General features: G+C 58.0%; 22 protein-coding genes and 1 pseudogene. 12 read left to right on the plus strand and 11 right to left on the minus strand.

Translation table 11 applies throughout. The features are described from left to right. Nucleotides 1-44: 44 nt before the first annotated feature. On the minus strand, nucleotides 45-2168 hold the full coding sequence (locus PSH76_RS09420; protein ID WP_199918331.1) for a TonB-dependent siderophore receptor: 2124 nt from the start codon (nucleotides 2166-2168) through the stop codon (nucleotides 45-47). A 226-nt stretch (nucleotides 2169-2394) separates the two neighbouring features. Here PSH76_RS09420 and PSH76_RS09425 point away from each other — a divergent pair, with 226 nt between their 5' ends. The 5 genes from PSH76_RS09425 (at nucleotide 2395) to PSH76_RS09445 (ending at nucleotide 9086) form a co-directional block, all read left to right on the plus strand. Beyond that, on the plus strand, nucleotides 2395-2736 hold the full coding sequence (locus PSH76_RS09425; protein WP_199918330.1) for a hypothetical protein: 342 nt from the start codon (nucleotides 2395-2397) through the stop codon (nucleotides 2734-2736). A 98-nt stretch (nucleotides 2737-2834) separates the two neighbouring features. Next, nucleotides 2835-4091 carry a TolC family protein gene (locus tag PSH76_RS09430; RefSeq protein WP_199918329.1) on the plus strand — a complete coding sequence of 419 codons (1257 nt, stop codon included), beginning with the start codon at nucleotides 2835-2837 and terminating at the stop codon, nucleotides 4089-4091. Further along, nucleotides 4088-5572 (plus strand): efflux RND transporter periplasmic adaptor subunit, encoded by a 1485-nt coding sequence (locus PSH76_RS09435; protein WP_199918328.1) that lies wholly within the window; start codon nucleotides 4088-4090, stop codon nucleotides 5570-5572. The genes PSH76_RS09430 and PSH76_RS09435 overlap by 4 nt, the downstream gene beginning before the upstream one ends. Continuing rightward, nucleotides 5569-8727 (plus strand): efflux RND transporter permease subunit, encoded by a 3159-nt coding sequence (locus PSH76_RS09440; RefSeq protein ID WP_199918327.1) that lies wholly within the window; start codon nucleotides 5569-5571, stop codon nucleotides 8725-8727. The genes PSH76_RS09435 and PSH76_RS09440 overlap by 4 nt, the downstream gene beginning before the upstream one ends. After that, nucleotides 8724-9086 (plus strand): copper-binding protein, encoded by a 363-nt coding sequence (locus PSH76_RS09445; RefSeq protein ID WP_199918326.1) that lies wholly within the window; start codon nucleotides 8724-8726, stop codon nucleotides 9084-9086. Before PSH76_RS09440 ends, PSH76_RS09445 begins: the two co-directional genes overlap by 4 nt. Nucleotides 9087-9349: 263 nt before the next feature. Here the strand turns inward: PSH76_RS09445 and PSH76_RS09450 are convergent, their stop codons facing one another. The 9 genes and pseudogenes from PSH76_RS09450 to PSH76_RS09490 form a co-directional block, all read right to left on the minus strand. Further along, nucleotides 9350-10012 carry an isoprenylcysteine carboxylmethyltransferase family protein gene (locus PSH76_RS09450; protein ID WP_199918325.1) on the minus strand — a complete coding sequence of 221 codons (663 nt, stop codon included), beginning with the start codon at nucleotides 10010-10012 and terminating at the stop codon, nucleotides 9350-9352. A 157-nt stretch (nucleotides 10013-10169) separates the two neighbouring features. After that, the gene (locus PSH76_RS09455; RefSeq protein ID WP_199918324.1) at nucleotides 10170-10439 is read right to left on the minus strand and encodes a hypothetical protein; all 270 of its coding nucleotides are present in this window, start codon (nucleotides 10437-10439) and stop codon (nucleotides 10170-10172) included. A 301-nt stretch (nucleotides 10440-10740) separates the two neighbouring features. Next, nucleotides 10741-11163: a sterol desaturase family protein gene (locus PSH76_RS09460; RefSeq protein WP_305493946.1), complete on the minus strand. Its 423-nt coding sequence runs from the start codon at nucleotides 11161-11163 to the stop codon at nucleotides 10741-10743. Nucleotides 11164-11270: 107 nt separating this feature from the next. Further along, nucleotides 11271-11531: pseudogene (locus PSH76_RS09465) on the minus strand (transposase); the annotation flags it as partial. 33 nt (nucleotides 11532-11564) lie between these two features. Next, nucleotides 11565-13133: an IS66 family transposase gene (locus PSH76_RS09470; protein ID WP_038441719.1), complete on the minus strand. Its 1569-nt coding sequence runs from the start codon at nucleotides 13131-13133 to the stop codon at nucleotides 11565-11567. Nucleotides 13134-13214: 81 nt separating this feature from the next. Continuing rightward, nucleotides 13215-13550, minus strand: a complete 336-nt coding sequence (gene tnpB, locus PSH76_RS09475) for an IS66 family insertion sequence element accessory protein TnpB (RefSeq protein WP_038441718.1) — start codon at nucleotides 13548-13550, stop codon at nucleotides 13215-13217. Further along, nucleotides 13547-13879 carry a transposase gene (locus PSH76_RS09480; RefSeq protein WP_038441717.1) on the minus strand — a complete coding sequence of 111 codons (333 nt, stop codon included), beginning with the start codon at nucleotides 13877-13879 and terminating at the stop codon, nucleotides 13547-13549. Before PSH76_RS09480 ends, tnpB begins: the two co-directional genes overlap by 4 nt. Before the next feature lie 239 nt (nucleotides 13880-14118). Then, nucleotides 14119-15105 carry an arsenic resistance protein gene (locus PSH76_RS09485; protein WP_199918323.1) on the minus strand — a complete coding sequence of 329 codons (987 nt, stop codon included), beginning with the start codon at nucleotides 15103-15105 and terminating at the stop codon, nucleotides 14119-14121. Nucleotides 15106-15287: 182 nt separating this feature from the next. Then, entirely contained in the window at nucleotides 15288-15695 is a 408-nt protein-coding gene (locus tag PSH76_RS09490) for a helix-turn-helix domain-containing protein (RefSeq protein WP_199918322.1), read from the minus strand. Nucleotides 15696-15797: 102 nt separating this feature from the next. Here PSH76_RS09490 and PSH76_RS09495 point away from each other — a divergent pair, with 102 nt between their 5' ends. The 6 genes from PSH76_RS09495 (at nucleotide 15798) to PSH76_RS09520 (ending at nucleotide 21135) form a co-directional block, all read left to right on the plus strand. Then, nucleotides 15798-16238, plus strand: a complete 441-nt coding sequence (locus PSH76_RS09495; protein ID WP_199918321.1) for a disulfide bond formation protein B — start codon at nucleotides 15798-15800, stop codon at nucleotides 16236-16238. Continuing rightward, the gene (locus PSH76_RS09500; RefSeq protein ID WP_199918320.1) at nucleotides 16235-16879 is read left to right on the plus strand and encodes a thioredoxin domain-containing protein; all 645 of its coding nucleotides are present in this window, start codon (nucleotides 16235-16237) and stop codon (nucleotides 16877-16879) included. The genes PSH76_RS09495 and PSH76_RS09500 overlap by 4 nt, the downstream gene beginning before the upstream one ends. Before the next feature lie 540 nt (nucleotides 16880-17419). After that, nucleotides 17420-19516: a heavy metal translocating P-type ATPase gene (locus PSH76_RS09505; RefSeq protein WP_199918513.1), complete on the plus strand. Its 2097-nt coding sequence runs from the start codon at nucleotides 17420-17422 to the stop codon at nucleotides 19514-19516. A 7-nt stretch (nucleotides 19517-19523) separates the two neighbouring features. Then, nucleotides 19524-19868 (plus strand): DUF3703 domain-containing protein, encoded by a 345-nt coding sequence (locus PSH76_RS09510; protein ID WP_199918319.1) that lies wholly within the window; start codon nucleotides 19524-19526, stop codon nucleotides 19866-19868. Continuing rightward, nucleotides 19865-20374 carry a signal peptidase II gene (gene lspA, locus PSH76_RS09515; RefSeq protein ID WP_199918318.1) on the plus strand — a complete coding sequence of 170 codons (510 nt, stop codon included), beginning with the start codon at nucleotides 19865-19867 and terminating at the stop codon, nucleotides 20372-20374. Before PSH76_RS09510 ends, lspA begins: the two co-directional genes overlap by 4 nt. Continuing rightward, entirely contained in the window at nucleotides 20371-21135 is a 765-nt protein-coding gene (locus PSH76_RS09520) for a helix-turn-helix domain-containing protein (RefSeq protein ID WP_199918317.1), read from the plus strand. Before lspA ends, PSH76_RS09520 begins: the two co-directional genes overlap by 4 nt. Before the next feature lie 30 nt (nucleotides 21136-21165). On the opposite strand, the gene PSH76_RS09525 is transcribed toward PSH76_RS09520, so the two are convergent. Continuing rightward, a complete protein-coding gene (locus PSH76_RS09525) occupies nucleotides 21166-22059 on the minus strand; it encodes a cation diffusion facilitator family transporter (RefSeq protein WP_199918316.1) in 894 nt (297 codons plus the stop codon). 371 nt (nucleotides 22060-22430) lie between these two features. Here PSH76_RS09525 and PSH76_RS30730 point away from each other — a divergent pair, with 371 nt between their 5' ends. Continuing rightward, nucleotides 22431-23384 (plus strand): sterol desaturase family protein, encoded by a 954-nt coding sequence (locus PSH76_RS30730; RefSeq protein WP_199918315.1) that lies wholly within the window; start codon nucleotides 22431-22433, stop codon nucleotides 23382-23384. Nucleotides 23385-23514: the final 130 nt, after the last annotated feature.

The following is a 23514-nucleotide window of genomic DNA, read 5'->3' on the forward strand; positions in this document are numbered from 1 at the left end:
GCCCGGCAGTGTCGCAATACCGGGCTTTGGTCTCAGGTCCGCATTCAGAATCGGTAGTTAGTGCTCAATTCCAGAGTCCGTGGTGCGCCGGGTGTGATCAGATCCACGGAGCCATGCGCCGAGGCGTAATAGTCCTTGTCGAAGACGTTACGCAAACGCAGGGCCATGTCCCATTTCGGCAGGTTATAGAGTAAGGCTGCGTCCACCGTGGTGTAGGCCGGCATGACCACTTGGTTATCCAGGGCGGTGTAACGGTCATCGACATAGTTCGCCCCCATGCCTACACGCCACTCCTGTGTCAAAGAACGTACCAACCACAAATTGGCACTGTGGCGCGGGGTCAGGGTCGGAGTCTGACCTTCGTTGGCGACACCGTTGGTACGGCTGTTGGATTTGGTGATCTCGGCATCCAGATAGGCGTAACCGGCATAGACCTGCCATTTGTCGCTCAACTGTCCGCTGGCGGTCAGTTCGAGACCATCAGTACGCTGCTCACCCGCAAGTACCAGTTTGCTCGGGTTCGCCGGATCGGTGGTTTTCATATTGGTGCGTTCCAGGCGGAACAGCGCCGCCGTCAACGCCAGGCGATTGTCGAGCAGGTCCCACTTGCCGCCGATCTCGAAGTTGGTGGTCTCTTCTGGTTCCAGGTCCTGGTTCGTCGTACTCAGGGCGAACATTTCAGCAGAAGGTTGGTAGGAACGACTCACCGAGACGTAATAGGACTGAACCTGATCAGGCTGATAAACCAGGCCGACTCGCGGGCTCCAGGTGGTATCGGTTCGGGACAGGGTGCTGTGCGTCAAGTCGTCGGAATATTCCTGGTCGAACACGTCATAACGCACGCCCAGCAGCGCCTTCCACTGTGGCGCCAACTCGATAAGATCCTGGACGTAGAAACCGGCCGTGTCCTGGGTATTGGTGCCCTTGGCGGTTTGCCGGTTGGCCTGGAACGGCACGTCGACCAAGCCATCGCGGTACACTGGTACCCGTGCTACGTTGGTCTGGCTGAACACGGACTGATCCTTGACTTGGCGCCCAAGTTCCACTCCATAGAGCAGGTTGTGGTTCATCCCGGCGAGCGTAGCCTGTTGCTTCAGCTCGGTCTGGTTGAACCAGCCATCCTCCTTGCGCTGCACATTGCCGCGGTTGAGCTTCACCAACAGTTCGCCGTTGGCGGCGGTGACGAAGCGTGTCGGGCTGGAATCGGCGAGTGTATTGTTGCGATCCAGGTCGTAGTGGTAGTAACGGCTGGTGTTGCTCAAGGTGAAGTCGTCGTTGATCCGGTAGTCGACACCGGCCGTGAACGAAAACACCTCGCTGCGGGTGTAGTCGTCATCCGGGTCGGCAGAACCGAAGCGTTTGTCGCGGTCCACATCGACCGGACGATCGCCTCGCGCCGGGATGCCGAAGTCGATCAAGCGCTTGTCATACAGATAGGTAGCACCCAGGTTCAATTCCAGATCGTCGGAAAGCTTGAAGTAGGCCGAAGGTGCAATGGCCTTGCGGTCGATATAGCCGTCATCGCGGAAGGTATCGCTGTTTTCCAGCGCACCGGTCACCCGGAATGCCTTGTCGTTCTGCTGCTGATCGGCCCAGCCAGCGTCGAACTGCGTGCGCTTTTTACCCTCGCTGTCGAAGCTGACACCCACTTCCTGTTTGGGGGCGAAGTTGGGCTTTTTGCTGATACTGTTGATCAGGCCACCGGATGAGCCGCGGCCATAGAGCACCGCTGCGGGCCCCTTGATCACTTCCACGCGCTCGACATTGGACAGATCGCGGAAGTACAGCGCGTCGTCACGGACGCCGTCAACGTACATGTCGCCGATGGCACTGAAGCCGCGAATGGTGACCTGGTCGCGCTGGCCATCGCCATTGGAAAGACCGATCCCCGGGACGTTCTTCAGCACGTCTTCCATCGACTGTGCGCCCCGATCCTTGATCACGCTCTGGGGGATCACGTTCACCGTTTGCGGAATGTCACGTAGCGGGGCATCGATCTTCAGCGCACTCCTGTTCTCGGTCGGCCTGTAGCTCTGCTCGTTGTACTCACTGTTCACAGCGGTTGTCGGTAGGGTTAGAGCAGACTCCGTTTCTGCCTGTAAATCAGGTACAACCAGAACGCCCAGCAACGACAGAGAGGCTGGGTAAATGCGCGATAGAGCCACCATGGACACCTTTTGTATGAATTATCGCGCAGATGATAACGATTATCTTTTGTAAGTAAATACATATCATTCCGATTCAAATCATTGACACTACTCGGAACAATCGTCTCAATTTAATGGGTGGCCTATCTGTCTCCGTCACGCGCTTGCTAGTCCTCCACCGAAGGAGCTTAGAAGGAGCTTAAAAGGTGGATTGTAAGAGCCATTTTCACCGGCTACACTCCGGCCCATGAAACGCTATCTGCGGTTTTGCCTCATTTTCCTGATTAGCCTGGCGCTTCCCCTCAGCGGGATGGCGGGGATTCAGGCGCCGACTGAACCATGCCCCATGAAAACCATGGGCATGGCGATGATGGGAGATATGGGCCAGGACTGCTGCAACGATATGAAAAGCCCCTCCGAACACGGCAAACCCTGCAAGCCAGGCCAGGAATGCAAGACCGGCGGCATGCTGCAAGTCTCGATCATCAAGCCTCCTGTTACCTTATCCAGCCCCGTAGTGCTTTCCCTCTCCAGCGATTTCCTGCCAGCACAGACCCCGTCCGGGGTATGGCGACCGCCCCGCGCCTGATTCCTGTACCACACTGAGTCTCATCCTGCCTTGGCGGGATGGCATTTCTGCGTGCATGTCTAAAAGGCGCGCAGTGGAACATCACAGGAATCGTGAGCATGAACTTCCTACGTTATTGCGCAGGCTGGCCCGTCGTGGCTGCCTTGGCGGCAAGCGTACTGGCATTGCCGAGCGTCGCCGCCCCGCTGACCCTCGATGAAGCCTTGCGGCTGGCCGAAAACAACGCCCCATCACTGATTGCCCAAGCGGCCAAACTGCAAGCCGCCAGCAGCTCCGCCATTCCCGCTGGCGAGCTACCCGATCCGAAGTTACTGCTGGGGGTGCAGAACTATCCCGTTGGTGGCCCGGATCGCTGGAGCATTGACCAGGACTTCATGACCATGCAGATGGTTGGGGTCATGCAGGAAGTGCCCAACCGCGACAAGCGCCGGGCGCGTATCGAGGTCGCCGAAGCGGCCGTTGATCGAGCCGCGGCTGAAAGTCGAGTCGAGCGTCTGAATGTCCGTCAGGCCACCGCACTAGCCTGGATCAGCAGCTATTCGGTCGAGCGTAAAGAGGCGCTGTTCCAGGACTTTTACAAAGAAAATCGTCTGTTGACCGATACCGTGCGCGCACAGATCGCCGGTGGTCGTGCCCAGCCTGCCGATGCGGTCACACCGAAACAGGAGGCAGCTCAGTTGGCGGAGCAACAGGACGACCTGATCCGCCTGCGGGCGCAGACCCGAGCCTCGCTCAAACGCTGGATTGGCCCGGCCGCCAACGACGAGCCAACCGGCGGCTTGCCGCAATGGCCCGTCGATACGTCAGGGTATGCCCATAAGTTGCAACATCATCCCGCGCTGTCGGCTTTCACGCCGATGACCCGCGAAGCCGAAGCCAAGGTGCGTGAAGCCGAGGCGGAAAAGCAGTCCGACTGGAGCTGGGAACTCGATTACCAGCGCCGCGGGCGGGAGTTCGGCGACATGGTCAGCGTGCAATTCACCTTTGACCTGCCGCTGTTTCCCGCCTCGCGACAAAACCCGAAGATCGCCGCCAAACACGCCGAGCTGAATCAACTGGAAGCCGAGCGCGAAGCCCTTACACGCGAGCATACCGAGCAACTGGAGGCGGATCTGGCCGACTACGAGCGTCTGAACCGTGCCGTACACCGCAGTCAGGAAAGCCTGCTGCCGCTGGCCAAGGAAAAGGTCGGACTGACCATGGCCAGCTACCGCGCAGGGAAAGGCGACCTCGCGGCTGTCGTCGCGGCGCGTCGAGAACTCATCGAGGCCCGCCTCAAGCAAGTTGACGTCGAAGAGCAGCGAGCGCTGACCAACGCGCGCTTGTATTTCAACTATGGGGAAACCAGCCAATGAGCACTCGAATCTTGAAAACGGCTGTGTTGACCGGTTTGTCGGTCGCCCTAGGGGTTGTCGGCGGTTACTGGTTCGCTCAGCAACGCCTAAACACAATGCCTGATGCGCTCGCCGAGCAGAGTCCCAAGACGCAAGACGAACGCAAGGTGCTGTATTGGTACGACCCGATGGTCCCGCAGCAGAAGTTCGATAAACCGGGCAAATCGCCCTTTATGGATATGCAGTTGGTACCGCAATACGCGGATGGCGCAACCACCGGTGCCGCCATCAGCATCGACCCGGGCCTGACTCAGAATCTGGGACTGCGCCTGGCCACCGTTACCCGTGGCGTCCTCGCTTCCAGTCTGGACGTGGTCGGCGTGCTGGCGTTCAACGAGCGGGACGTCGCCGTGATCCAGGCGCGCACCGCCGGTTTTGTCGAGCGGGTGTATGCCCGTGCGCCCGGCGATGTACTCAAGGTCAATGCGCCATTGGCCGATATCCTGGTACCGGAGTGGGCCGCTGCCCAGGAAGAATTCCTCGCACTGAAACGTAATGGCGATACCGACTTGCTGGCAGCGGCCCGCCAACGGCTGCGCCTGACCGGGATGCCGGCAGCGCTGATTACCCAGGTAGAACGCAGCGGCAAGATTCAGCCGAACCTGACCCTCACCAGCCCTATTGGTGGTGTGCTGCAAGAGCTGGATGTCCGTACGGGCATGACCGTGGCCGCCGGCGAGACGCTGGCACGCGTCAATGGCTTGAGCAGCGTCTGGCTAGCGGTGGCCGTTCCAGAGTCGGAGACTGGATCGATCGTCGTCGGGCAAACGGTAGAAGCACGCCTGCCGGCCTTCCCAGGGACAGTGCTCAACGGCACGGTCAGCGCGATTCTGCCCGAAACCAATATGGACAGCCGCACCGTTCGCGTACGCGTCGAGTTACCCAACCCTGACGGGCGTCTCAGACCTGGATTGACGGCGCAGGTGCGCCTGAACCATACAACCGACCAAAGTACGTTGTGGGTGCCGAGTGAGGCGGTCATCCGCACCGGTCGGCGCACGCTGGTGATGCTCGCTGAAGACGCGGGTCGCTACCGTCCGGTAGAGGTGCAACTCGGGCAGGAAAACGACGGCAAGACGGCGGTATTGAAAGGCTTGCAAGAAGGGCAGCAAGTGGTCAGCTCCGGCCAGTTCCTGCTCGACTCCGAGGCCAGCCTCAAGGGCATCGTCGCCAGCACGCTGGAAATGCCAGCACCTCCCACCGCAGCCCCGGCCCTTCATGAGTCGGAGGGACAAGTCCTGCAGATCAATAGCCAAGACGTGACGCTTGCCCACGGTCCCTTCAAGACATTGGGTATGCCCGGCATGACCATGACCTTTCCGTTAGCCGACCCTGCGCTCATGCAGGGGCTCAAATCGGGCGACAAGGTTCGTGTATCAGTCAGTCAAACCGATGATGGTTTGCGTGTTGAGCGCCTGGAAAAACTAGGGGGCCAGCCATGATCGCGGCCCTTATCCGCTGGTCAGTCGCTAACCGCTTCCTGGTGCTATTGGCCACGCTGTTCGTCACGGCCTGGGGCGTTTGGTCGGTGCAGAGCACCCCCATCGATGCGCTGCCGGACCTCTCCGATGTGCAGGTGATCATTCGCACTCCTTATCCGGGCCAGGCACCGCAGATCGTCGAGAACCAGGTGACCTATCCGTTGGCGACCACCATGCTCTCGGTGCCGGGCGCCAAAACCGTGCGCGGTTATTCCTTTTTCGGCGACAGCTTCGTGTACGTGCTGTTCGAAGACGGTACCGATATGTATTGGGCTCGCTCGCGGGTGCTGGAGTATCTGAGCCAGATACAAAGTCGCCTGCCCGCCAGTGCCAAACCGGCGTTGGGGCCAGATGCCACCGGGGTGGGCTGGATCTATCAGTACGCCCTGGTGGATCGCACCGGTGGACATGATCTGGCGCAACTACGGGCGCTGCAGGACTGGTTTCTCAAGTTCGAACTGAAGACCCTGCCCAATGTGGCGGAAGTGGCCACCGTGGGCGGTATGGTCAAGCAGTACCAGGTCCAGCTTGATCCGCTCAAACTCGCCAGTCAGGGAATCACCCAGGCGCAGGTGACCGAGGCGATTGGCAAGGCCAACCAGGAAACCGGTGGTGCGGTGCTGGAGATGGCCGAGACCGAGTTCATGGTCCGCGCCTCCGGTTACCTGAAGACCCTGAATGACTTTCGCGCTATACCGCTGAAGCTCGGTGCCGGTGGTGTACCGGTCACCCTTGGCGATGTGGCCACGATCCAGCTGGGGCCGGAAATGCGTCGCGGCATCACCGAGCTCGATGGCGAGGGCGAGACCGTCGGCGGGGTGGTGATCCTGCGCAGCGGCAAGAACGCCCGCGAGACCATCGCAGCAGTCAAGACCAAGCTCGACGAGTTAAAGAAAAGCCTGCCGGCCGGGGTGGAAATCGTCACCACCTATGATCGCAGCAAGCTGATCGACCGCGCCGTGGAAAACCTCAGCCACAAACTGCTCGAAGAGTTCATCGTCGTCGCGCTGGTCTGCGGGATCTTCCTCTGGCACCTGCGCTCATCCCTGGTGGCCATTATCTCGCTGCCGGTCGGGGTGCTGATGGCCTTTATCGTCATGCGCTACCAGGGAATCAACGCCAATATCATGTCCCTGGGCGGGATCGCCATTGCCATCGGTGCCATGGTCGACGCCGCGGTGGTCATGATCGAGAACGCTCACAAGAAGATCGAGGCCTGGCACGCAGCCCATCCAGGGGAAGAGCTCAAGGGCGAACATCACTGGCACGTGATGACCGAAGCGGCGGCCGAGGTCGGGCCGGCGTTGTTCTTCTGCCTGTTGATCATCACCTTGTCGTTCATCCCGGTGTTCACGCTGGAAGCTCAGGAAGGACGTCTGTTCGGCCCGCTGGCGTTCACCAAGACCTACGCCATGGCGGCCGCGGCCGGACTGTCGGTGACCCTGGTGCCGGTGTTGATGGGTTACTGGATTCGTGGGCGGATTCCCAATGAGGAACAGAACCCGCTGAACCGCTGGTTGATCAGGCTCTACCAGCCAGCCCTGGACGCGGTGCTGCGTCGACCCAAAGTCACCCTGCTGGTCGCACTGCTGGTGTTCCTCAGCACGCTATGGCCGGTGTCCCGGTTGGGGGGCGAGTTCCTGCCGCCGCTGGACGAGGGCGACCTGCTCTACATGCCATCCGCTCTGCCGGGGCTGTCGGCGCAGAAAGCGGCGCAGCTGCTGCAACAGACTGACCGCCTGATCAAGACAGTGCCCGAGGTCGAACACGTCTTCGGTAAGGCGGGTCGCGCCGAAACCGCTACCGATCCGGCCCCGCTGGAGATGTTCGAAACCACCATCCAGTTCAAACCACGCGAGCAATGGCGAGCCGGATTGACCCAGGAGAAATTGGTGGACGAACTGGATCGAGTGGTACGGGTCCCTGGGTTGACCAATATTTGGATACCGCCAATTCGCAACCGCATCGACATGCTCGCCACCGGGATCAAGAGCCCGATCGGGGTGAAAATTGCCGGCACTAACCTGACGGACATCGATGCGGCCACTCAAGCGGTCGAGCGTGTGGCCAAGGACGTACCTGGGGTCAGTTCGGCCCTGGCCGAACGCCTGACTGGCGGTCGCTATATCGACGTGGATATCGACCGCAAAGCTGCCGCCCGCTACGGACTGAACATCGCTGATGTGCAGTCGATCGTGGCCGGTGCCATCGGCGGTGAAAACATCGGGGAGACCATTGAAGGGCTCGCCCGCTTCCCGATCAATGTGCGATATCCGCGTGAGTGGCGTGATTCGCTCGGCGCCCTGGAGCAACTACCGATCTACACCCCACTGGGGAGCCAGATCACTCTCGGCACGGTGGCAAAGGTCAAGGTCAGCGACGGTCCGCCGATGCTCAAGAGCGAGAACGCACGGCCTTCCGGCTGGGTGTACATCGACGTGCGGGGCCGGGACATTGCCTCGGTGGTCGCCGACCTGCGTCGGGTCGTCAGTGAGCAGGTCAAGTTGCAACCAGGCATGAGTTTGAGCTACTCGGGGCAGTTCGAATTTCTCGAGCGAGCCAACGCACGGCTCAAGCTGGTAGTGCCGGCCACGCTACTGATCATTTTCGTACTGCTCTACCTGACGTTCGCCCGCTTCGACGAGGCCTTGTTGATCATGGCCACCCTGCCGTTCGCTCTCACCGGCGGGGCATGGTTCCTCTATCTGTTGGGGTTCAACTTGTCGGTGGCCACCGGTGTCGGCTTTATCGCCCTGGCCGGTGTATCGGCTGAATTTGGCGTGATCATGCTGCTCTACCTGAAGAACGCCTGGACCGAACGAGAAGACCTCGGTGACAACACCGAGCGTGGGCTGGTCGCCGCGATTCGCGAAGGTGCAGTGCAGCGGGTTCGACCCAAGGCCATGACCGTGGCCGTGATCATCGCCGGCCTGTTGCCGATCCTCTGGGGCAGCGGCACCGGCAGCGAAGTCATGAGTCGCATCGCCGCGCCAATGGTCGGTGGCATGGTCACTGCCCCCTTGTTATCCCTGTTCGTTATTCCGGCGGCCTACCGCTTGATGCGCCGCCGGCACCTCCCTGTTGCACCCACCAACCCTCAAGGAAAAGTTGTATGAAACTGCCCCTGATCGCCGTCACAAGCACCGTTATCGCACTGTCTCTTTCCGCCCAGGCAGAGGACATGCCGGGTATGAAGATGGACGCTACGCCCATGGAAGGCATGCAGATGAAGCAGGAGACCAAGCAGGCTCCAGTGGCCAAAGCCGAGGGCACGATCAAGGCCGTCGATACCACGAAACATACGGTGACTATTGCTCATGGCGCTGTGCCGGCCGTGCAGTGGCCAGCCATGACCATGGCATTCAACGCCACCGCCAAACAACTGGCAGATCTGAAGGCTGGGGATCGAGTAGCGTTTGAGTTTCGTGCCGAGGGAATGGTGGCCACCATCGTGTCGATCAAGCCCCTGAAGTAACAATGGCATGGATGGCTGGTTCGACCGTCACCAGCTGATACCGGACCAGCTATCCGCCATTCATAGGCGCACAGGTCAGTGAAAGACTGGCAGCCCTACGGGGCAATGAAGAGTTGATTGCTCCACCATCCTCCTGTTTGGCTCCTTTGGTTTGGAGGATGGTTTCAGGCGCCTGAGTTAGGCGCCTTTTTTTCGGTCAACAAGTAGTCAGTGTGACCCGTTTGCAATGACGTGTTCGTCACGCAGGCTCAGAGGACACTAGGCTATTGCTGATAAGCAAAGAGCAGTGAATGGATGAACTCCCGCCAATTCCGCAAGCGTGGGAACAACATGGGCACCCGCTGCCGATAGGTCTGATACTCCTCGCCAAAACGTTCGGTCAAGGCCGACTCCTCCCGCTTCGCTAGACGGACATAAGCCCAGACGATCAGGGGAAACAACAATAACGTGATCACCGTCGGCCAGTGAATCACCTGTCCAAAGACCGCTAGCATGATCCCGGTGTATTGCGGGTGGCGGACCACACCGTAGACACCCTGTGTCGCCAGCTGCCCCTCCAGACTTGTGCGGTAAACCTGAACCCAGCCCCGGATCAACAGAGCCAGGCCAACCACGATAAACACGCCGCCCAACATCATTTCCAGCATGGCCCCGGTAGCACCGTAGCCCAGCATTGTTGCCCAGAGATGGCCCGAGAATCCGGTCAGCGGGAGATCGATTCCCAGGAAACCCGTCAGCAGGTAGATAGTCAGTGGAAAGCCGTACATCTCGGCATATAACGCGATGATGAACGCTTGCACTAAACCTGCGCCCATCCAGTCACGCCAACTGCGTGGAGCGACGAAATGGTAGAGGACCCAGGATGCAATGAGCACCATGATCAGTACCCACCCCCAGTGCCCATAGTGCATGGTGAAGCCACTCATGGCCGGACGCCTCCTTTGACTGCCGCAGTGAAACGGCATATCACGCTTAAAGGCTGGGAATCGTGGTGGCGACCTTACAAACAGCGCCGCCACCCAGGGAGCAATAGCTCATGTCGCCCGAGGCGAGGGACAGAGACGGCCGACGTGGGCCAGACCGCTATTGTGCCTTGCTATCACCCTTCGGGGACTCCATGCCCATGTGTTGGTTCATGTTCTCCATCATGGCATTGCAGTTTTTCATCATCTTGGACATCTCCTGCATGTCCATCATCGGCATATGGTTGCCGTCCATCATGTGCATGTCCTCACCCTTTTTTGTCTCGGAACTGCCTTGGGCGGGGTTTTTGGCCTGTTCGGCAAAACCCGTGGCAACAGTTCCAAGGGCTATGAAGGTAGCAAGGGCGGTGTAGGTAATGGCGTTACGCATGACGGCTCTCCTCATCTACGACCTTGGTTTCTGGCAGGCCCCGGCAAGAGACTGCTGATTTGCCAGAAGGTAAGGACCGGCGACAGCTGTAGAGGGGCGTACTTTGGTTACTATTAACCCCTGGCCGTCCCTTTTATAATTCTGGACCTTGCCGCAGGGGTAAGGTCAAGCGTCGTTTTTGCTCATCCCCAGCTCAATAGCAATGAGCTCATTTAGCTGAAGCGCCGAACAGAACTTGCTACTTTTTCAGTGTTCAACAGAGTCGCCGGAAGCGGGCGTTCGAGCAGAATCGCTAGGCTGCTCATGAGTGAATGAACGGTTGCCGCTCGACCTCGAAAATCTCTTTAGACAGCAACTCCGGCTGTTTTTTATCGGCTAGCTCGGCCTTACGTCTTGGAACGCATTGGATGCCTAAGCTGTGCCAGGCAATTTTCGGGTAGTCTCTCTCGTGCAACCCAACCTCGGCCTCGCCCAATTCTCCGGAACTATCGTAGAAAGTGCCGAACAACCGATCCCAAACCATCAGGAACTCACCGAAGTTGACTTGAGCATCTTCAAAGTCGCGCTTGTGGTGCCAGCGATGAATCTCCGCGACTCCTAGGAAATGCCGCAACCAGCCTACGCGATAATCCAGGTTCGAATGCTGAAAGGCCAAGTGGACAGTCAGGATGCCGAACCCAGTGGCGACGATGGCCGAAGGAGCGCCCGAGGCAAGCAGTACCACCAGGCCCGGCCCCCCATCAGTGCGGCATGCAGGGGATGACCGCGCTCCCCGTTCATCCAGTACAAGCGCTCGGCACTGTGGTGAACCATATGGAAACGCCATAGCCAGCCGCATGGGTAGTGAGTGTTGTCCGGTTCGTGATGGATCAGCGTACGTGGAAACTCCGGCGGCAAGGCAGTGCGTTTAGGCTTTTGCTTTGTCTCGGTCGGATTTGGAGCCGGTTGCAATGCCTGAAGCTCGGCTTCAATCGCAGCGATATCGGTATCGATCAGATCGTCCAGCAAGCTGGCCTGCGCCGGACTTAACTGTTCGCCACGCTTGGCAAACTTCAAGCGCTTGAGCTGCGCGATCTCGTGGGTCAATTTCTCGATGTATGCGTCCGGGCATCCCGCCTTGCGCAACTAAACCGGTTGCCATCTATGCGGCAGCAGCTCCGCAATCTCACTCGCCCGCTGCGTCGGCAGGCGCGTGAGGACGTCCTTCAAATAAGCATACGGATCATGCCCATTGAGCCGCGCCGACTGGATCAAGCTCATGATCGCCGCAGCCCGTTTGCCGCTGCGCAGTGAACCTGCAAAGAGCCAGTTCTTGCGACCCAACGCCCATGGCCGGATCTGGTTCTCGCACCAGTTATTGTCGATGGGTACGGCCCCGTCATCGAGATAGCGCGACAGCGCCGTCCAGCGTTTCAGGCTGTAATCCAGTGCTTTGCTGATAGCCGAGCCATCGTGCACAAGTAGGCGCTGGGCGATCATCCAGGCATGCAGTGCACCCATCACCGGCACAGCTTTTTCCTGCCGTATTCGGTGGCGAAAATCCGGTTCAAGGTCGCGGATCTCACTTTCGATTTCGTAAAGTAACTGGATGTAGCGCAAGGCCTGCTCGGCGAGCTGGCTCTTGTTGGTGGCGTGTAGCTCGAAGAACTTGCGTCTTGCATGGGCCATGCAACCGATTTCGGTTACGCCGAGTTCAAAGCTGGCCTTGTAGCCACCGAAATCATCACAGACCAGCTTGCCCTTCCAGTCTTGCAGAAAGTTACGAGCATGCTCACCGGCGCGGCTGGGGCTGAAGTCGTAGACGACAGCCGCTGTTTCGCAGAGTTGGCTGGTGGCGTAGGCCCAGACATAGGAACGATGAGTTTTTTTCGAGCCCGGCATTAGCATCTGCACGGGTGTTTCATCGGCGTGAATGACCTGCTGCCCGAGCACTACATCGCGCAGCGCATCCACCAGAGGCTGTAACTGCACGCCAGTAACGCCAACCCATTGGGCCAAGGTTGAGCGTGGGATGGCCAAACCGGCTCGACCAAAAATCGACTCCTGGCGATAGAGCGGCAAATGGTCGGCGAACTTGGCGATCATCACATGGGCTAGCAGCCCGGCGGTGGGGATGCCCTTGTCGATGACCTGCGCCGGAACCGGCGCCTGGATCAGCGTTTCGCAGTCATCACAAACCCACTTGCCGCGAATGTGACGCTCCACGGTAAACACGCCGGGCGTGTAGTCCAGTTTCTCGCTGACGTCTTCACCGATACGCTTGAGGGCGCAGCCGCATGGGCAGTGAGTGTTGTCCGGTTCGTGATGGATCAGGGTGCGTGGAAACTCCGGCGGCAACGCAGCGCGCTTGGGCTTTTGCTTTGCCTCGGTTGGAGTTGGAGCTGTTTGCAAGGCCTGAAGCTCAGCCTCAATCGCCGCGATATCGGTATCGATCAAGTCATCGAGCAAGCTGGCCTGCTCCGGACTCAACTGCTCGCTACGCTTGGCAAATTTGAAGCGCTTGAGCTGCGCGATCTCGTGGCTCAACTTTTCGATCACCGTTTGACCATGATGGATCCTCTTACCCATGGTCTCGACGGTCTTGCCCATTGTTTCGACTTGTTGGTCCAGCGTCTCGACACGCTGCATCAACTGCGCTGCCAGAGCGCGCAGTTGTTCAGGGGTCAGGTGATTGAGATCAGGGAGCGAAGTCATGCCGCCGATTTTGCCAGAACAGGTCAAAACCAACGATAGGCTGATCGGACAATTGCACAGCCAGATGGGGCATGGCAGAAGTTATACGATGGAAATCGCGTTGCCTGGCCCGACCCTTTGCCAAGGCAAACCTAGCACCAGAGCATGCAGTTGCTCGGAGCCCAATTCTATCTGCGAACCGTGCCGGGAACCCGGCCAGAAGAACTTGCCCTGATGCAGCCTGCGCGCCGCCAGCCAGATGCCCAGCCCGTCGTGCACCAGCACTTTCATGCGATTGGCACGGCGGTTGGCAAACAGATAAGCACAGTGCGGCTGCGCCGCACCGAACACTGCTACCACCCGAGCCATCGCAGTGTCGGTGCCGGCGCGCATGTCCATGGGCTCGGTGGCGAGCCAGATGGTGTCGATGCGGATCATCGCAACAGGTCTCGCAGAAAGGTGGCGCAGGCGGCAGCACTTTCGGTCGGCCAGTTCACTTTGACGGTGCCACGCGGGTGCTGGATTTCAACGCAGATGTTCGATGATGCAGCTTGCGAATTTCCTCCGGCTAGCTGCAAGGGTAGCGGAACGAAAGCAGGTTGCAGCGCCATGGCTTTCTGCGTTTGCACTCGAATCCATTTGTGGACGAGGTTCGCGTTAAGGCTGTGGCTGAGTGCGACGCTGGCAATCGAAGCGCCGGGCTGGGCACACTCTTGAATGAGCTGGGCCTTGAAGGATTTGGAGTAGGAACGGCGTTGTGGCTGCATGGAAAGACCCGCTTAAAAGGCTAGAAATGGTGTCCACTTAAATTAGGTGGACACCATCGCCTTTGGCGTCGGGGTCAGGAAGGTGTGTTGGCCGGACGCATACTTCTCGATAACCGTTTGGTGACGCCTACATTCTTGAATTGCTTGATCGCATAGGCGAATTGGAGCGGACGCTTCCGAGCCCTACCGTTGTGCCACTTGGGAAGAGGAAGAAAAATCAGTGGTAAGCACTCAACTGCCTAGGGGGCCATCGATGCAATCTGCGACTTTTTGCGCCAAACAAGAGCCGGTATTGCGCGGATGTAAATCAGCTCACCAACTAACTCGACCAACGTCTGGGTGATCACCGCAGCGGCAGCAAGCCCTCGAATTTCTTCAGGTAAAGCCAGAGCCAGCGGTAGAACCACCAAAGAGTTACGTGTCGATGAGCTGAAGGTGACCGCTCTGGCTGTTGTCGACGGCAACTTGAACACTTTCGAAGCCAAAGCACCTATCAGAGGTGCCAGCAGAATGAAGCCAATGTACACGGGGATGACCGGTGCTAGCTGGTCGATGTCGCGAACCACCGAGGAGATTTGAGATCCGACGACAGTGATCAGTACCGCTGCCATTGCGGGGACAGGCAGCCAAGCCCAAGCGGCATTCCAACCACCGACAATGCTCCACCGCTTGGACAGAGCTGATGTAACCACCGCCAACAACAATGGCGCGACGATCAATACGAGGAAGGCTTCAACGAACGGGCCGATGGAGATCACGACTTCAGACCGTCCACCCAGCATGAACGCCAGATACAGAGGCAGCAGTACAAGCTGAAGCAGCAGCAGAATCGGGGTCGCCGCAAGGATTCCGCGAGAGTCGCCTTTGCCAATGTGTGTAAAGACCACCACGTAGTCGATGCAGGGCGTCAGTAAAACCAGGAGGGCGCCGACGAGGATCGCCGGATGATCCGTAAGACCTCTGGTAAGCCCCCACACCAACAGCGGAATCAGTACGGAGTTGGCGATGAGCAGAGCCGACATGAAGCGTTTGTTGCTCAGGCCCTCGCGCAGATCAAGAAAGGGGATTTGCAGGAACATCGCGTACATCAGTACGACGATAGTCGGGGTCACCAACGCATTCAGGCCATGCGCTGCTAAAGGAACCATCAACCCACCCATTGCAGCGGCTATGACCGCGACGAAATAGATCGGTATCTGGTTCTGTTCAAGTATATCCCTATCCATAGTGCTCCCCGCAGGTATCAAAAAGGCGGTCAGCCTAAGCAACCGCAGCTCGTCCGTCGAGTGATCGCGTATTTCTAACGTCGTGCTAAGACCATCACCGATAATTGATGGAACACCCACCATCCCCCTAAGCTTTTGGGATCAGCAAGGTGTATTGGCCCGACTGACGAAGAGTTGCTCAATTAACTGCGACTCGACAGCGACTCAATGATGCGACATTGCTCAATCACGCCTCCCTGACAGCAAACAGTCAGACGCTCCAACTCTACCTTCAGACCTTCCAGATCTCGAATACGCATACGCACCTGCTCTAACTGCTCTTTGACTTTCGCATCTACACCAGAGCAAGAGGCGTCGCGTCGATCAGCAAGGCCCAGCAATTCACGAATGTCATCCAGGCTGAAACCCAGTGCGCGGCTGCGGCGAATGAACAATAGCCGATTGCGCTCCTCATCCGTGTAGAAGCGATAGCCCGATGGTGATCTTCCGGCAGAGGGCAGCAGCCCTGACTGCTCGTAATAGCGGATGGTTACCGCTTTGGTATCGGTCGCCTTCGCCAAGGCGCCGACCGTGTAAGTGCTCGTAGTCATTTCGCTTGACCTTATAGTCGCTAGAACCTTCATTCTACTCACTTCAGGCGACAAGCAAATCCGTGCGCGCCCTTGCCACCCTACATAAAGGGCTTTGATCTGATGGAAACCACACACCAACCACGTCAATCCGGAGTATGGCCGCTTCTGCTCTGCGCCTGGCTGCTTGCCCTTATATCAACACTTGCGGTGTTGTTTGTTGGCGAAGTCATGGGGCAAGTGCCCTGCGTACTTTGCTGGTTTCAACGCGCATTCATGTTTCCGCTCGTCCTGGTGCTGGGTGTAGCTTGCTGCATGTCGGACGCGGGTGTCTGGCGTTATGCGTTGCCTTTAGCCGTTATGGGCTGGTTGATCGCGCTGTATCACAACCTGCTTTATTTCGGACTGATCCCCGAAAGTATCAAGCCCTGTGGTGCCGGCCCGTCCTGCTCTGGCGCTGAAATGACAATCCTCAGTGGTATTCCGCTGCCATTGTTATCGCTGGGCGTATTCAGCCTCCTGATCATTCTTCTTGTTCTCATTCGTCGGAGATATACCGTATGAGCAGACGCACCGTCGTCCTCGCCATCAGCGCCCTTGCCATCGTCGGCTTCGCCGTCGCCGCCTTTTTTTATAATCGCGCCGCCACGGTTCCCCAAGCCACAGCACCCGTGCCGCAAACCAGCTCGCTGGTGCGCTTTAATTCACCAAGTTTCGGCCCAGCCAACGCCCCGGTGACCATTGTCGAGTTCTTTGACCCGTCGTGTGAAAGCTGCCGTGCCTTTTACCCCATCGTCAAAAAGATGATGTCCCAGCACCCAGCCGATACTCGTCTAGTGCTGCGCTATGTGAAGCTTCACCCAGGGTCTGAAGAATCCATCCGGCTTCTTGAGGCCGCGCGCAAACAGGGCGTATTTGCTCCGGTGCTTGAAGCTGTCCTGGCTGCCCAACCGCAGTGGCATGATGATGCACAAGCTACAGCAGCATGGGACGCAGCGGCTCAGGCAGGTTTGGACGTGACCAAGGCTCGTGAGGACATGATGTCGCCGGATATCACCGCCACGATAGAAAGAGATGCCGCCGATGCGAAAACCGTAGGCGTAAGCGGAACACCGACATTTTTCGTCAACGGTAAGCCGCTGACCAACTTCGGTGCCCAGCAGCTCTACGATCTGATTTGGAGCGAAATCAACCAGTCGCGGTAAGCACTAAAGGTCGCGCTGAAATGCTCGGCGGTCTCGATAATCCGCTTGACCTTATAGTGGCTATAAGGTGTTCACTCTTCACCATAACTTGTGGAGAGTGTCCTTATGAAAAGCTGTTGCGGTGATAAGCAAACACCTGAAAGTCAGGCCGACGTTGAGGTTTTTGATCCGACAGCGCATACGAGTTGCTGTGCACCTGCCGCAACATCTTGCGATATGAACACCGTTCAAAACCAGAAGAGCAGTTACTGTTCACCAAAAAAACCAGACGTAAGTCCGGCGCTATCCAAGGCAGAAGGTGCCGGTTGTTGCCCTTCTGCTGTGGACGGCGGCAAATCAAGCTGCGCTGCCATAACACCGACATCCACCTTGTATGCCCTTGCCGAACCGAGCAAACCTATCGCCTCGGTTGATAACGATCTCTTTGCCGACACGTGCTGTCCGCCCTCTGGCGCGGATGCCTCAAGCGCTTGTGCAGCAAAAGTGTCAGCAGCCGATGCCGGCGACACGACTCGCTTCAGTAGTTTTCGGATCGGACAAATGTGCTGTCCTACCGAGCAGACGATGATCGAGGGCAAGCTCGCTCGAATGAGTGGGATTCAAAAGCTCGAGTTCAACATGATGAACCGTACTCTGGGCGTCTGGCACGAACTGCCGGACACCTTGGGTATTGAAGCGGCGGTGTCATCGCTTGGCATGCACGCTGAACCGTTGACTGCTGACGGCAAGGCAGCTAACGCCGATACGCCGCAAGCCCAGTCTGAAGCTGCATCACCGCGTAAAAGCAGTTGGTGGCCACTAGCGCTGTCTGGTGTTGCAGCGATAGGCGCGGAAGTCTTGCACTTCACCCAGTCAGCCCCGGAATGGGTGATTGCTGCCGTCGCCTTATTCGCCATCACACTCTGTGGGCCCACGACTTACAAGAAAGGCTGGATCTCGCTTAAAAACCTTAACCTGAACATCAATGCCTTGATGAGCATTGCGGTGACGGGAGCAGTGCTGATCGGACAGTGGCCAGAAGCGGCGATGGTCATGTTTTTGTTTACCGTTGCCGAAATGGTCGAGGCCAAGTCGCTGGATCGTGCGCGCAATGCGATCAAGGGGCTGATGGACTTGACCCCGGAGCGAGCAACCGTGCGCCAGTCAGACGGCAGCTGGCTGGAAGTCGATGTGAAAACCGTCGAGATCGGTTCCTTGGTTCGAGTACGCCCCGGCGAACGTATCGGCCTGGATGGCGATGTCGCTTCCGGCAGCTCTACCGTCAACCAGGCACCTATCACGGGGGAGAGCCTGCCCATCGAGAAAACTGTCGATGATCCTGTGTACGCCGGCTCCATCAATGAGTTCGGATCCTTCGAGTACCGCGTGACGGCTGAGGCCAGTAATACGACGCTGGCTCGAATCATTCATGCGGTTGAAGAAGCCCAAAGTTCGCGGGCGCCGATCCAACGGGTCGTCGATAAGTTCGCCAAGGTTTATACGCCGGCAGTATTCTTCTTCGCCGTCGCTATTGCGGTATTGCCGCCACTGCTTATGGGCGGATTATGGACTGACTGGATCTATCGGGCGCTGGTGCTCCTGGTAGTGGCCTGTCCTTGCGCTCTGGTGATCTCGACCCCGGTCACCATCGTAAGCGGTCTCGCTGCGGCGGCCCGAAAAGGCATCCTGATCAAGGGTGGTGTGTACTTGGAAAGCGGTCGCAAGATCACTCATCTGGCCTTGGACAAAACTGGGACCATTACCCACGGCAAGCCCGTACAAACCGATTTCCTGCCCCTGGCTGACGGAATACCTGGAGATTATCGCACTGCCGCCGCGAGCCTTGCCCACCGTTCGGATCATCCGGTTTCGCAGGCCATCGCCAAACAAGCGGCCGAGCAATCGCTGCGTATGCTGGATGTGGAGAACTTTGAAGCTCTACTTGGTCGCGGCGTCCGTGGCACGATCGAGGGGAAGCGCTACCAATTGGGCAACCACCGTTTGCTGAAAGAGCTGGGTTTCTGCTCGCCGGACATCGAAGTGGCGCTGGACCACCTTGAGCGGCAGGGCAAAACTGTGGTCATTCTGTCCGATGAAACCCAGGCGCTGGCATTGTTTGCAGTAGCCGATACGGTAAAGGACACCAGCCGGGTCGCAATCGAGGAACTCCATGCACTAGGTGTGAAGACCTTGATGTTGACGGGCGATAACCCGCACACCGCGCAGGCGATCGCCGCCCAGGTGGGCATCGACGAGGCCAAGGGCAGCCTGCTGCCGATCGACAAGCTCAATGCCATCGAAGCCCTGATCAATAACCAAGGCACCGTGGGTATGGTGGGTGATGGCATCAACGACGCTCCGGCGCTTGCTCGGGCCAACGTGGGCTTCGCGATGGGTGCTGCCGGCACCGATACTGCGATTGAGACCGCCGATGTTGCCATCATGGATGATGATCTGCGCAAAATTCCGGCCTTCATTCGTCTATCCCGCCAGACCGGAGCAGTGCTTACGCAGAATATCGCGCTCGCTCTGGGCATTAAAGTCATCTTCCTGGTCGTCACGCTAACCGGCCATGCCACGATGTGGATGGCGGTGTTCGCCGATATGGGGGTGAGCCTGTTGGTCGTCTTGAATGGTCTGCGCTTGCTGCGTAAGTGAGGCTGACATGCACAACGACTTGCGCGCAGCTATTGACGAATCCTTCCTGAACGCCAGGCAGGCCCTAGGGGCGAAATCCCCTCAGCGGGCCTATCCCTGGTTGGAAAGGGCCCACATCCTTACCCAACGAATGCCTCTGCTCCATGCTTACAGCCATTGGCTGATGTTTCTGGCTGGCTGGGAGGAGCGGGACTACCGAGAGATGCTTGGCCAGGCGGCGCGCATTCCGGCTGCTTTGCTGTTCTCCAAGATATGGGTGCCTCTGGGCAGTACCGGACGAGCAAGAGTCAGCGCCTTTCAACCGATGCCAGTATCAGATGAGCTGAAACAGCTACTACGGGACAGTCAATGAACACTTACCAAGAGGCTACACACGCCCCAATGCCTGGGTTGTGGTGGGGCATCGCGGCCGCCCTGACATTGTTCGACCAAGGCCTCAAGTTCGCCATCGAGCACCTGTATGAGCTGGGCTCGTCATTTGCCGTAAGCCCCTTCTTCAACGTGGTGCATGCCCGTAATACCGGCGCGGCGTTTAGCTTCCTTGCTGACGTCGGCGGCTGGCAGCGTTACCTCTTCGTTGTCATTGCTCTGGCCGTTGCATTGACGCTCATCCTGATCCTTCGCCGAGAACGTCGCTGGAGCGAAGCCCTGGGTTACAGCCTCGTTCTGGGTGGGGCGGTGGGTAATCTCATCGACCGGGTTGTCCGGGGTTTTGTTGTGGACTATCTGGACTTCCACTACCAAGGCTGGCACTGGCCGGCGTTCAACCTCGCTGATATCGCAATTGTTGGCGGTGTTCTGCTCTTGTTAGTGGGTAGCCTGGTAAGCCCTGCGATGTTAGGAAAACACTGGCGATGAAGCGCGACCTTACTGTCGGCCCGCTCAGGTGGTCCGGTTGCGCTTGGCTAGCGCCTGGGCTGGCGGTCTTTGCTGGCCGTGCCGGCCATCAGGATTGGCATCACCATCAGGCTCATCAAATAGCCATCGGCCTTGATGTGCCTGTGACCGTGGAATGCCTGCAAAGTCAGCACACCGGGTTTTCGGTGTTCATTCCGGCGGGAGTCCGCCATCGAATCAGCGGAGCCCTCATCGTTTCGATTTACTTGGATGTGCTGGCAGAAGAGGCCCAGGTTTTGCCACAGAGCATTACGCCGACGCCAATTAAGATCGCACCATCTGACGCCCAAAGAATCGCTGACTCCCTGAACGAAGGCGCGGGAGACCCTCGGTCTGCGGTGCGAAAGGCTCTACAGGTACTCGACGTCCTACCAGCCCCAGATCCGCGCGTGGCGATAGTCAGCACAGCGATTCATGAGGGCAAGGTACGACGCGAAGAGTTGGCAGCACTGATCCATCTGTCCCCAACTCGGTTCTCGCATTGGTTCGTGGAACAAACTGGTTTGCCACTGCGCAGCTACGCCAAGTGGCTACGCCTGACCCAGGCTGTTCGATACTTGGCCTGCGGACGACCTATGACGATTGCTGCGCACGAGTCAGGCTTCTCCGACTCTGCTCATTTCTCCAGAACCTTTCGATCGCTACTGGGTATCGATCCCTCATCGGCGCTCGCCGAGGTTTACCTGCACGAAGCAAGTGCCTCGCGAGCTGTGCGACCCTAGGGTATTAAGGCCATCTGCCGATCCGATTGGTTAGGCCTTCAACGCCAGAATTCGGCGCGCACCGTTCAGGACGATGAGGCCCACGACAGTACCAATCACCAAGTCTGGGTAGGGAGATCCTGTCCATGCGACCAATGCCCCCGCAGCGATTACGCCAATGTTCGCGATCACATCGTTGGCTGAGAAAATCCAACTCGCTTTCATGTGCGCGCCACCTTCGCGGTGTCCATAGATCAGCCACAGACAACTGACGTTTGCCACCAGCGCGACGGTGCCAATCCCCATCATCAGCATCGATTCAGGTTCACTGCCGTAGAGAAAGCGTCGAGCCACTTCAAAAAGCACACCCAAAGCCAATACGATCTGGAACAGACCCGCCAAATGGGCTGCACGTACTTGCATCCGCGCGCTGCGGCCGACCGCATAGAGAGCTAGCCCGTAGACGGCAGCATCAGCAAACATGTCCAACGAGTCAGCAATCAAACCAGTCGACTGAGCGATTAAACCAGCACCCATCTCTATGACAAACATTGCGGCATTGATGCCGAGCAAGATTTTCAGCGTGCCGGCTTCTTTTGAAGCATTCAGCTCTTCGTTAGCGCTGTTGGCCGACGCGGACTCCCGGCTGGCTGGTTGTGTGCCTAGCAGCGTTGCTCCAAGGCCAAGTGACTCCAGTTTGATAGCAATCTGATCTACCGCTCCTTCGTGAAATACGCTTACCTGTCTGCTCGATAGATCAAAGGACAATGAGTCAATTTCGGGTAAGCCATTCAGCGCGAGCCGGATCATTCGTTCTTCGGAAGGGCAGTCCATTTTCGGCACCGAAAAATTGCTGACCCAGGTGCCTTCAGCTGAAGGTGTAGCAGCTACTTTCGGGCCCGCCGAAGCGGGGCCACAGCCACAGGATTTATCACAGGAGCTCATGGGGCGATTCTCCAATTGGACATAGTCTTATCGATTACAAACCTTCTAGCAGCTATAAGGTCAAGCATAGAGTTATTGGCTGGCGTGAGGATAGATCACGTGCTTGGCCAACATTCAGCGCTAACAGCGATGTTTAGCTTATGCAAAGCGTTGCGTCTCTCGCACCTTGCAGCATGTGGTCGAAGGTACATGGCCTGACCACTGCGGTTCATGCAGCGAGTTTTGTCGGATTCTATTCCCGGGCTTTCCGACTGTTGCAAAGCCCTGACCCCACTTTCCACTAAAGCATTTTCAAGATCGTAGCTCTTTCGTTCAATTCGAACGTTAGCCTCTCTATGTATTGTCATGGCTCCCTATACAGGAGTTGAGCGATGCCTCTTTCCCTTCGATGTGCCATACGCTGGATGAGCTATCCGCTGGTATTTGGTAGCAGTACCGCCTTCATGATTTGGGCCCTATATACCGGCGTACCGTCGTGGCCCATCATGCCCCTGGTCGCCGCGGTGGGGCTGTTAGTCATCGCTGGTTTAGAGAGACTCCAGCCTTTTCGCGAAGCTTGGCTCGAAGATCATCACGACACCACCACAGACCTGTTGCACATGCTGATCAACCTTTCCGTCATTCAGTTCACTGCTGAAATTCTGGCCAAGCTTGGCGATGCTGTGCCGGCTTCGGTTCGCCTCTTTCCGATCGAGAGTCCTCTGTGGCTGCAACTGGTTCTGGTCGCCTTCGTGCTCGATCTGAGCCTGTATGCCATGCACCGCATCAGCCACCGGGTGCATTGGTTGTGGCGTTTTCACATGATTCATCACAGCGCAGAGCGACTCTATTGGATGAACGGGGAGCGTAGACACCCTCTGCATGCCGCGCTGATGGCCGGACCAGGGTTAGTAGTTCTACTCGCATCAGGGGCGCCGTCCGCTGTAATTGCAACTTGGTTCAGTATCCTGACCGTCCACTTGGCCTTTCAGCACTCGAACCTGGACTACTCGCTGGGTTGGCTACGCAGCGTGATTGGAGTCGCGGAGACACACCGTTGGCACCACAAGCGAGAGTTCGAAGATGCCCAGGTTAACTTCGGCGAGTTCTTGCTCCTGTGGGATCATCTATTCGGAACCTTCTATCACGGGGCAGACAAGCTCGGCGATGCGCAGGTAGGGCTGCAAGAGCGCGACTACCCAACTGGGTATTGCGCCCAGTTAGTCGCGCCGTTCTCCGTTCACGCAGAGGACATGCCGGGAATGAAAATTGGACGGGATGGAAGGAATGCAGATGAAGCAGGATACGAAGCCGGCTCCGGTATTAAAAGCCGAGGGTACGATTAGAGCGATCGACACTGCGAAGCATACTGTGACCATACGCTTGGCCAGCTCAGCCTTGAGGACATCCGGCTGCTGCACCGAGCAGCATGTGTGCTGCGGTAAAACCTTGTTCGTACTTGCCCAGTGGAGGGCC

The organism is Pseudomonas sp. FP215 (assembly GCF_030687795.1).
GTDB lineage: Bacteria > Pseudomonadota > Gammaproteobacteria > Pseudomonadales > Pseudomonadaceae > Aquipseudomonas > Aquipseudomonas salmasensis.